12 protein-coding genes are annotated in these 8,749 nt (G+C 36.3%); 8 read left to right on the top strand and 4 right to left on the bottom strand.

Going from position 1 to position 8,749, the window contains the following annotated elements; genetic code table 11:
- Nucleotides 1-253 precede the first annotated feature (253 nt).
- The 4 genes from J7E77_RS31000 to J7E77_RS29325 all read left to right on the top strand — a co-directional run bounded on the left by J7E77_RS31000 (nt 254) and on the right by J7E77_RS29325 (nt 2,482).
- Nucleotides 254-523 (top strand): group II intron maturase-specific domain-containing protein, encoded by a 270-nt coding sequence (locus tag J7E77_RS31000; protein ID WP_308160841.1) that lies wholly within the window; start codon nt 254-256, stop codon nt 521-523.
- Between the two features lie 506 nt (nt 524-1,029).
- Nucleotides 1,030-1,476 carry a hypothetical protein gene (locus J7E77_RS29335; RefSeq protein WP_214719041.1) on the top strand — a complete coding sequence of 149 codons (447 nt, stop codon included), beginning with the start codon at nt 1,030-1,032 and terminating at the stop codon, nt 1,474-1,476.
- A 1-nt stretch (nt 1,477) separates the two neighbouring features.
- Nucleotides 1,478-1,702, top strand: coding sequence for a helix-turn-helix transcriptional regulator (locus J7E77_RS29330; protein WP_214719039.1), 225 nt, complete (start codon nt 1,478-1,480; stop codon nt 1,700-1,702).
- A 57-nt stretch (nt 1,703-1,759) separates the two neighbouring features.
- Entirely contained in the window at nt 1,760-2,482 is a 723-nt protein-coding gene (locus J7E77_RS29325) for a DUF4386 domain-containing protein (protein ID WP_214719037.1), read from the top strand.
- Between the two features lie 102 nt (nt 2,483-2,584).
- Here the strand turns inward: J7E77_RS29325 and J7E77_RS31895 are convergent, their stop codons facing one another.
- The 4 genes from J7E77_RS31895 to J7E77_RS29310 form a co-directional block, all read right to left on the bottom strand.
- Nucleotides 2,585-2,683: an IS3 family transposase gene (locus J7E77_RS31895; RefSeq protein WP_374103018.1), complete on the bottom strand. Its 99-nt coding sequence runs from the start codon at nt 2,681-2,683 to the stop codon at nt 2,585-2,587.
- Nucleotides 2,684-2,844: 161 nt separating this feature from the next.
- Nucleotides 2,845-3,177 carry a helix-turn-helix domain-containing protein gene (locus tag J7E77_RS29320; RefSeq protein WP_214719035.1) on the bottom strand — a complete coding sequence of 111 codons (333 nt, stop codon included), beginning with the start codon at nt 3,175-3,177 and terminating at the stop codon, nt 2,845-2,847.
- Nucleotides 3,178-3,354: 177 nt separating this feature from the next.
- On the bottom strand, nt 3,355-3,534 hold the full coding sequence (locus J7E77_RS29315) for a helix-turn-helix domain-containing protein (protein ID WP_214719033.1): 180 nt from the start codon (nt 3,532-3,534) through the stop codon (nt 3,355-3,357).
- A 94-nt stretch (nt 3,535-3,628) separates the two neighbouring features.
- Nucleotides 3,629-4,111, bottom strand: a complete 483-nt coding sequence (locus J7E77_RS29310; RefSeq protein WP_214719031.1) for a YndM family protein — start codon at nt 4,109-4,111, stop codon at nt 3,629-3,631.
- 1,038 nt (nt 4,112-5,149) lie between these two features.
- On the opposite strand from J7E77_RS29310, the gene J7E77_RS29305 reads away from it, so the two are divergent.
- The 4 genes from J7E77_RS29305 (at nt 5,150) to J7E77_RS29290 (ending at nt 8,601) form a co-directional block, all read left to right on the top strand.
- Entirely contained in the window at nt 5,150-5,470 is a 321-nt protein-coding gene (locus J7E77_RS29305; protein WP_214719025.1) for an ArsR/SmtB family transcription factor, read from the top strand.
- 13 nt (nt 5,471-5,483) lie between these two features.
- Complete coding sequence (locus J7E77_RS29300) at nt 5,484-5,993, top strand: SRPBCC domain-containing protein (RefSeq protein WP_214719023.1); 510 nt, start codon at nt 5,484-5,486, stop codon at nt 5,991-5,993.
- 1,275 nt (nt 5,994-7,268) lie between these two features.
- Nucleotides 7,269-7,931, top strand: coding sequence for a hypothetical protein (locus J7E77_RS29295; protein WP_214719022.1), 663 nt, complete (start codon nt 7,269-7,271; stop codon nt 7,929-7,931).
- Between the two features lie 172 nt (nt 7,932-8,103).
- A complete protein-coding gene (locus J7E77_RS29290; protein WP_214719021.1) occupies nt 8,104-8,601 on the top strand; it encodes a GNAT family N-acetyltransferase in 498 nt (165 codons plus the stop codon).
- The last annotated feature ends 148 nt before the right edge of the window (nt 8,602-8,749 follow it).

Below are 8,749 nucleotides of genomic sequence, written 5' to 3'. Positions count from 1 at the left end.
ATATTAAGGGTTATGAAATCCTGCGAATAAGCGAGTATTCGTGAGAAAATCGTATTAAACTGAGGGAGTAGAGTTTGGACGGTTTGCCAGTAAACATGCCCTACAAAAAGGAAAGAAATTAGAAACGATCTATTTCCTAGGTTTTACACATTATTGTACAAAAAACCGTAAGGGTAATTTCATGGTAGGTAGGAAAAACGAGAAGACCAGATTTAAGCGAAGTGTAAATAAAATCTAAGAAGTACTTCGTACTATCAGACATTGGTCTATAAAAGACCAAGTTGAGAAGATAAATCAAATTCTTAGAGGTCATTACAATTACTATGGTATGGCTGGCAATCTTCGGTCAATAACAAAAATCTATAAAATTACGGAACGTTATTGGAGAAGAATGTTAAGTAGTAGAAGCCAAAAGAGCTATATAACGTGGGAAAAGTTCAATAAGATTAAGTCGATTTTTCCTCTAGAGCGTCCTAAACTTTCAATTCCATTTTCGGAATTAAAGATTTACGCGAAACTGTGAAGCAATTTCTGAAGAGCCCGGTGCGGGAAATCCGCACGCCGGGTTCTGTGGGGGTTTGAGTCGCCAATTGGGCGACCTTTCTACCCGGAGGGTGGAGTACAATTTACCGCAAGGTAGAAAGGCTCCCTTCTACTCGACTAGTGGAGTAAGAGATTATCCAAATGACATTCTCAATTACTATTTCACTTCACCCATATGGGTGAATGAGTTGAAATTCTCTTGTAGAACATATCTAGGCTAAAAAATCAGACCAAGGCTGAATTATTTTGGCTTAGGTCTGATTTTTTTGTTATGCTTTGCAGCTTTAGAAAATCGGCTAAGCGGTAGTTGGTTTCTTAAAATCCGCCTAACCATTTTCGTCTTCTTCAAGGGCAGGCGTATTGCCATATTAAACGGTGCCCTGCCTTTTATATGTAAATTATACTTGACTTCATGTATAGTTTGTTTTACATTATAATTAACACATTTTACCAAATTTAAAATTTAACGCACGGGGGGTGTAAACTATGACCTATCAAGAAAAGAAAAGCATTGTATCGTTGATCAGCGTTATTCTCATTTTCGGATCTTTTTGTTTTTACATGTACCCGCAGTATCCCGGGGGGGGGCTGGAGTCGAAGGAAACCTTTCGCTATTGGGGTTCCTTTGTCCTCAACTTGATGTTGGTTTCAATAATCGCGCACATCATTATCAGCATTATTTTTAACATCGTCTTTAGAATTACGACGAGAGAAAAGGAACCAACGTTTGCAGATGAACTAGATAAGTTAATAGGCTTGAAAGCAACCCGAAATTCTTTTTTTGTCTTTATTGTGGGTTTTCTTCTTGCAATGGGTTCGCTGGTCATCTATCAGCCGTCACAGATGATGTTCATTATCTTGATAACTTCAGGACTCATTTCCGATGTGACAGGCTCCGTTACGAAACTTTATCACTATAGGAGAGGAGTCTAATATGGGCAAAAATCTTGTCGGCAACCACATCCGAAAATTACGATTTAACCATGATGAAATGACGCAGCAACAATTGGCTGACAAGGTAGGCGTAACAAGACAAACGATTGTGGCTCTCGAAAAGGGAAACTACTCCCCATCACTAGAACTGGCTTTTCGAATTGCTCATGCCTTTAACTTACCGCTGGAAGAGGTATTCTTTTATGGGGACAACACAAAGCTGTAGAACTGTGATTGTTTTTGCTTTATCGTTATTGAATTTATTAAAAAAGGGGATAAAAAAATGAATTCAAACAAAAAAGCGGCAAAAATTGTAGGAGTCTTGTTTATACTTGCAGCAGTTACAGCAATAATAGGTCTTAAATTATACGATCCTATTCTAAAGGGTCCTGATTATCTGATTAAAGGATCTGAACACGCCAACCAGGTGATACTTGGGGCATTTATGGAGTTAATTCTTGTCGTATCAGCGATTGGTACGGCAACTACCATGTTTCCAATTTTAAGAAAATATAATGAAACGATAGCTCTTTGGCATATTTGCTTCAGGTTTCTTGAAGCGGTTATCATTACCGTTGGTGTAATCAGCGTACTGTCCCTATTGACCTTAAGCCGGGAATTTGTAGCAGCAGGAGCCCCGGATTCCGCCTCTTTTTATGCTTCAGGTATTATATTAAAAGCAGTACATGACTGGACATTTATGCTTGGTCCCCTTTTCATGCTGGGCATCAATACGATGATGTACAGTTATATATTTTATAAATCCAAGCTCGTACCCAGGTTTATACCTATCCTGGGTATGACAGGGGCAACGCTTGTTTTTATTTGTGCCTTGTTAGTAATGTTCGGTGTAATTCAACAAGTTTCTGTTTGGGGTGCTATTTTGGCGCTACCAGTAGCAGCTAATGAAATGATTTTAGCAGTATGGCTCATCGTTAAAGGATTCAATGAATCTGCACTTGTTTCCATGTCTGCAAAAAAGAAAGACTACGAGATACCTAAATAAGGCGAATTCTTAAATGAATCGATTTGTTGGAGTGAACTAATGTAATTAATTAACGGGGCTTTAGCTCAAGAACGATTTTGCTGCTTCGGCAGCCTTTTTTCGTTATTCCACTTCCATGATACGTCTTAGGTTCAATGTTATACGACGATAGCCATATATGCCGTCCACCTTTTTATATACGCGCTTTATCTCCTGAAGGATCTCCTCATTTAACCTTTCATTTTCTGAAGGGGAACGGTCAATCCACTTATAATAAGCTGAACGTGAGATCTTCGCAATCTCACATAATAGTACAATGGAGAAATTTTCTTGCTCATGAAGTTCTTGAATAGCTACATATTTATCTGTTAATCGGGTCTGGCTTAAGGACGCTTCTTTAAACGCCTCCTTTCTAGTTCCTCCAACTTTTTTAAAAATACATTCTCTGCCCGAAGACGCTCATTTTCGCGCTCCAATCGCTTCATTTCTCGCTGGATTTTCTCCTCCGCAGTTAACTCTGGCTCTGTCTTACTCCTTCCGCGCTTATCTTTAAGACCGTCTTCTCCTTCTTTTTCATACTTTTTCACCCATTGGTAAACCTGTTGATATGAAACTTCAAAAAGCTCTGAAGTCTGGTGATAATTTTTTTGGTTTTGAAGACAGTACATAACAATTTTCAAACGTTCTTCAAGTGTAGTAGACCGACCTTTAATCATAGAGTTACTCATCCTTTGCATCTCTTTTAATTCTCTATGATCATTATAATGCTTTATCCACTATCTCAACACAGAGTCGCTTGATATTTCATACTTACGTACAATCTCAATCAGGGAATAGGTCCCGGAAAGATAATCAAGAACTGCAGCCGTTTTTACCTCGTTTGAATACCCTTTTCAACCGCTAGATCCTTCAAGCCTCTTGATCCCATATGTTTCAAATAGAAACATCCATTTTTTAATCGTATGCTTCGAAATGTTGTTTTGACAGCAGAAGTCTGGAATAAAGGTTTGTCTGTCCAGATAAGCCATAATTAACTCATATTTTTCTTGTGCAGTATACGCACTTTTCGCCATAGAAAAAGCCCCCAACAAAGCAAACAGATTTTTATTATTTCATCTGTTTACTTTATCGGGAGCATATCAGAACAAATGTACGCTTTTTTGACTATTATTGTTTATTCTGGTTCTCCTGAGACTTGTGCTGTTGAGCACTTCTTACATCCTGTTTAACAGGAGTTAATTCAGAAGACGCTTCTGTTTGAAATTGTGGTCTTCCAGTTTGCATGGTTTGTCGCTGATTGGAAGCCTGTTTGCCTTGTTCTCTTCCTAATAAGCGATGGAAGAAAATTTCAAAAGCTGTGATTGCTATCGAGCCAATAAGTGAAGCGGATAACACGTCATCCTCAATGGTCATATTATCGATCATTAGGTAGAGAATTACAAACGCTAAGGCAAAATCAGCAATAGTTGCCACTGTGTTATTGGTAACCCGTAAAATAAATAAGTCACCCACTACATAACTAACAATAGCTAATACCGCTGAAATCCCTAGGATATCAGAAGCGCCCAAATCGTAGCCCAACGCATCGATAATGCCCAGAACAACAACAGCTGCAATAAACTTCATGGCAATTCTTAAAATATGCCTCATTTCTTACACCTCCTTTGTGTATTTTTCGATAATATCTTTTAAGATATACACCGATATAAAAGGAGGTTTCAGGAGATTAAATTGGATGCTAACTTGAAGTTATAAAAGGTGTGTGATGGTCTAAGTGGAGGTCATTTTTTTTATTGTTGTACTAAGTAAGTAAAGGGATAACGTTTTCCACCAAATTGTTACGGTAAATTCAAGTTTATTATGGCGTGCTGATATAGGTATTTATACTGCTAAATTCAAGGGGCGTAACAAGGTGATGGTTCATTTAACATGATAAATTACAATGTGAAATTTTTAGATGCCTCGTGTTAACAATTTGATAGTAATTTTTTTCTGAAGGATTTTTGTAGGAATAGCACGGCGAAATGAGTCTTACTGTCCAAGTAAAATCCAAGTATTAATCCCTTTAGCAGCATAGAAGTAAAACAATCATCATTTAAAACAGTTAACTTTAATTTTTGAATGTTGTCTTATTCGTGAGATTTCAAATATGTACGGAGTACCAGGTTTATTGAACAAAAGGGCACTGTGACCCATCAGGTTAGCATAACTGGCCTCCACCCCTTGGATAGGCATGACGAAGGAATGAGATGGCGATTGACCCGTTGAGACAGGGGAGGGAAAGCCTCCAGGAGCGGCATGGAGATGTACATTATATGGTAAAATATGGAGTGGTAGCTAACTCCTTTATTTAACTATGCCTTCACGAAGCCAAATGATCTGAATTCATTGCAATTACCCGTCAATCTATTTATAGGGGTTATGAAATCCTGCGAATAAGTGAGCATTCAAGAGATATTCGTATCAAACTGAGGGAGTTTAATAAGGGGAAGGATATAATTAATACCGCCTGGTGTAGTACAACAAAACAAGAAAACTATCATGGAAATAGAAAAGACCGATTCACCTCCCCTTGCTATACTAAGTTAATTCAAGATAAATATTTTCTTCAATATTACTTGACGGGAATATTCCTGTTTGTTTATATTTTAATCAAGGGAATATAATTCTATAAATCGTGGTGTAAAGATGAATACTACATTATTAAGTGCTCTTGCCGAGCCAAATCGATTAAGGATTGTTGAACTCCTTAGAGACGGACCTCTCACCGTGGGAGAAATTGCAGACCGACTTCAGATTCGCCAGCCATTGGCATCTAAACATCTAAGTGTGCTTTATAAATCAGGAGTGGTGGAATTTTATGCCGATGCAAATCGTCGAATTTATAAGCTTTGTTCAGAACCCTTTAAGGCATTAAACATTTGGTTGGAACAGTATCGTGAAATATGGGAAGAAAAACTCGACAGATTGGAACTTTATCTGAAGGACCTACAAAATAAAAAACAATAATTGGAAGAATAAAATGTTTACAAAAACCGAAATCACCCGTAGTTTCAACGCTCCTCGCGAGCTTGTATTTAAGGCATTTACCGAATCAGAACATCTGCAGAACTGGTGGGGCCCAAAAGGATGGGCTTTTGATATTTCTAAGTTTGAGATTCGCCAGGATGGTGTCTTCCATTACAGCCAGACATCTCCTGAAGGTAATGTAATGTGGGTCGAATTTGTTTATCATGAAGTAAATGCTCCAGAGAAACTCGTTTACACCTCTTTCTTTTCTTATGAAAAGGGTAACATCGTACGTGCTCCTTTTAACGACAACTGGCCATTGGAAATTCTCAATACTTTTACATTCACCGAGCATGAAGGTAAAACAATACTTACGATGATTGGGACACCTGTATCCCCAACTGAGGAGGAAATGAAAACTTACGAGGAGTCGCAAGAAATGGTTCAGGAGGGCTTTTCAGGAACCTTCATTCAACTGACTGATTACCTCTCAAATATTCAGAAAACTGATTTAGGTCGATGACGAACAAAAGAACAATGAGAACACTGTTAATAGCAGTGTTCTCATTGTTCTTGGTAATTATTTATTTTTACTGATTTTATCCAAACGTGGCAGTTCAACAAGAAGGAGAAATAGAAACTTATATAGAAGTAGTGTTCATCAAGAAGTAAATTGGAGAGGGTCTTTATATCTATGCCCAACGGCATAAAACAAGCCTATGTTTCTCGCAGGTTACGTGTAACTACACTGCGAAGGTAGAGAAAAGATACATAAAAATCTAAAAGCGATTAACATAACTGTCTTATCGTCTATCATGAGAAGTTTTATTTCCAAATCGGACAATTGGATATAACGACAATCGAATTAGTAAGTTCATTGCTCAGTATGGTAAATGCGCTATATCAGGGGTGGAACTAGGAATTAATGATTGGCACTGTCATCATATGAATCCTTATCATCTTTCAAAAGACGATACCTATTCAAATCTAGTAATCCTGCATGAAGCAGTCCATCGTTTGGACATTAAACTGGACATACATTTTAAAAAGTTTATTTTGTTAAATGCCCTTTTTGAAACAATTTTTGTATCTCCAGTTACCAAGTTCTTTACAAAAGTAAAACTCTATAAATTAGTTAATTTTAACGAATTTCAATTCTTTTTATATTTCTTTTACAAGGCTTTTTTTTTATATGGATTTCAATACCTTATTGAGGGTAAAAGGAAAATTAACTAAAAGACTTGTGAACTAATTCACTTAAAGTAACGGCTGCGATACTTCAAGTAGAAGGTCGCCTTTTTTCTTTTTCCACAAGAAGATTGTGAAATGTTGTACTTAAACTATAGGGCAGTTTAGTTGAAGAGAGAGATGTCTCTTTTATATCGTATTTGACAAAAAGGGCAAACTTGAAAGTTACTTGAAAGTAAAAACTTCAGTGAACAATACGAAGATATAAGTTAAAAAAGTTAAGAGCTTTTCTTACCTTTTTGTAATTCACCAATTATTAATAGTAATGCCAGCAATGCAATTAATACTCGATAAAAAAACATAAAATGTATATTGGAAAATAAATGCTCATATATCTAGGTAAACATTGTTTTTCTCCTTAATAAAAAATGATTTAAAGTTAATATTCCCTTTTTGAGAAAAATATCACTTGCATAAAACTAGAAAATGATGCAATACAAGAGTATGTGCTTGTTGAACTAACGGTAGCAGGTTACTTTAAGAAGGTTAATCAGAATTAGTAGCGAAATAATAAGGATAAAATCTAATCGTTAAACGAGGGAATTAATATATGAAAAGGTTAAATTGGGATAGAGAACAGCTTTGGGAAGGATGCATATTGGCTTCAATTGCTCACGCCATTATGGTAGCTCACTATCCTGAATTTTCGCACGAACAATCCTGGGATGACATTAATTACAATGTACAAGATAGTTCAGGTACTCGTGGGACAATAACCTTCCATCCCAACTATTTGGTAGGTGCTTTTCGAAACGATAATAGTGAGCGTTTATCAGAAAATATAGATGCTCTTGATTACTTTATAGATGCTCCCGAAGAAGCAAAAACGTTGGCAGTTAACGAAACTCTACAATATGTGCTAGATGATGTTGATGGAAAGACAGCCCCAGTAGTTACTACTGCTTTTTGGGGAAATTGTGATGGTATTTATTCAAAAGACAAATTTGAGGATTTTATTGAAAATGGTGGTTTCTTAATAGAAAGGCAAGTTACAGATATTAAAACAGCGATTAATGAATGGAAAGAGGACTATGAAATGTCTGAAACTCAAGTTAATCTACTTCAATCTGTGTTTAAAAGAAAAATAAGTAACTCAACTGGTGACATAGTTTTGACTGAGGATGAAATAAAAATGATTGAATCAGATGACGATGAAGGTCTTAACGAAAGCAGAATTTCATTTGAAGAAATCGGCATCAGGTGGGAGAAATAGATTAGCTCTTTATTGAGCTAACGGGTGCAATAGTTGAAGATCGGAGCTGTCATTGAGGCAGCTTTTTTTATTGAGTTAACGGTAGAAGTTAGTTGAAAAAGAAAATAAAGGTTTTTGTGGTTGTGGTCGAGAAATAAAATTAAAACATTAATTATTTAAAGGGTGATATTTAATGGAAATTAGGCAAATAAAAACAATTGATGCAGCGAGTTTTGTGAATTTAATTAAACAAGTTGAAAGCGAGTCCGCATTTATGCTCTTAGAAAAAGGAGAAAGAAATATTGGACCTGAACAACAAGAAAAAAGAATAGAAGATATGAAAAAAGAGGATAATTCAACTATTTTTGTAGCAGAAGAAAATAATGAATTAATTGGATACCTAATTGCTATTGGTGGCAATGCCAGAAGGAACAAACATTCTGTATATCTTGTTATTGGTATCTTAAATCGATATAGAGGTCTTGGGATAGGAACAAAACTATTTAAACAATTAGAAGAGTGGGCAACTGAGCATAGTATTCACCGATTAGAATTGTCCGTAGTAACTCGTAATGAAGCTGGATTGGGATTATACAAAAAAATGGGATTCGATATTGAAGGAACAAAAAGACAATCACTCTACATAGACGGCATATTTGTTGATGAATACTATATGTCTAAACTTTTATAAAAAAACCTTATTCATCTAACGAAGTGCTAGAGCCAACAATGAGTCAAAGTTACGGCTCTTTTCTTACGATTGGTTAATTAGCAGGTCGATACGGCGGAACCATTATTCTTATTGCACTAAATTGGCAGTTTAGTTGAACATAATTTAG

It is taken from the genome of Bacillus sp. ISL-77, from assembly GCF_018613105.1.
The sequence above is the reverse complement of the archived record's forward strand: the minus strand, read 5'-3'. Positions and strand labels throughout refer to the sequence as shown.

Excerpts from the sequence above, each read along its gene's own strand:
- J7E77_RS29335 (WP_214719041.1), top strand. The coding sequence starts at position 1,030 with ATGACCTATCAAGAAAAGAAAAGCATTGTATCGTTGATCAGCGTTATT.
- J7E77_RS29330 (WP_214719039.1), top strand. The coding sequence starts at position 1,478 with ATGGGCAAAAATCTTGTCGGCAACCACATCCGAAAATTACGATTTAAC.
- J7E77_RS29325 (WP_214719037.1), top strand. The coding sequence starts at position 1,760 with ATGAATTCAAACAAAAAAGCGGCAAAAATTGTAGGAGTCTTGTTTATA.
- J7E77_RS29320 (WP_214719035.1), bottom strand. The coding sequence starts at position 3,177 with ATGATTAAAGGTCGGTCTACTACACTTGAAGAACGTTTGAAAATTGTT.
- J7E77_RS29315 (WP_214719033.1), bottom strand. The coding sequence starts at position 3,534 with ATGGCGAAAAGTGCGTATACTGCACAAGAAAAATATGAGTTAATTATG.
- J7E77_RS29310 (WP_214719031.1), bottom strand. The coding sequence starts at position 4,111 with ATGAGGCATATTTTAAGAATTGCCATGAAGTTTATTGCAGCTGTTGTT.
- J7E77_RS29305 (WP_214719025.1), top strand. The coding sequence starts at position 5,150 with ATGAATACTACATTATTAAGTGCTCTTGCCGAGCCAAATCGATTAAGG.
- J7E77_RS29300 (WP_214719023.1), top strand. The coding sequence starts at position 5,484 with ATGTTTACAAAAACCGAAATCACCCGTAGTTTCAACGCTCCTCGCGAG.
- J7E77_RS29295 (WP_214719022.1), top strand. The coding sequence starts at position 7,269 with ATGAAAAGGTTAAATTGGGATAGAGAACAGCTTTGGGAAGGATGCATA.
- J7E77_RS29290 (WP_214719021.1), top strand. The coding sequence starts at position 8,104 with ATGGAAATTAGGCAAATAAAAACAATTGATGCAGCGAGTTTTGTGAAT.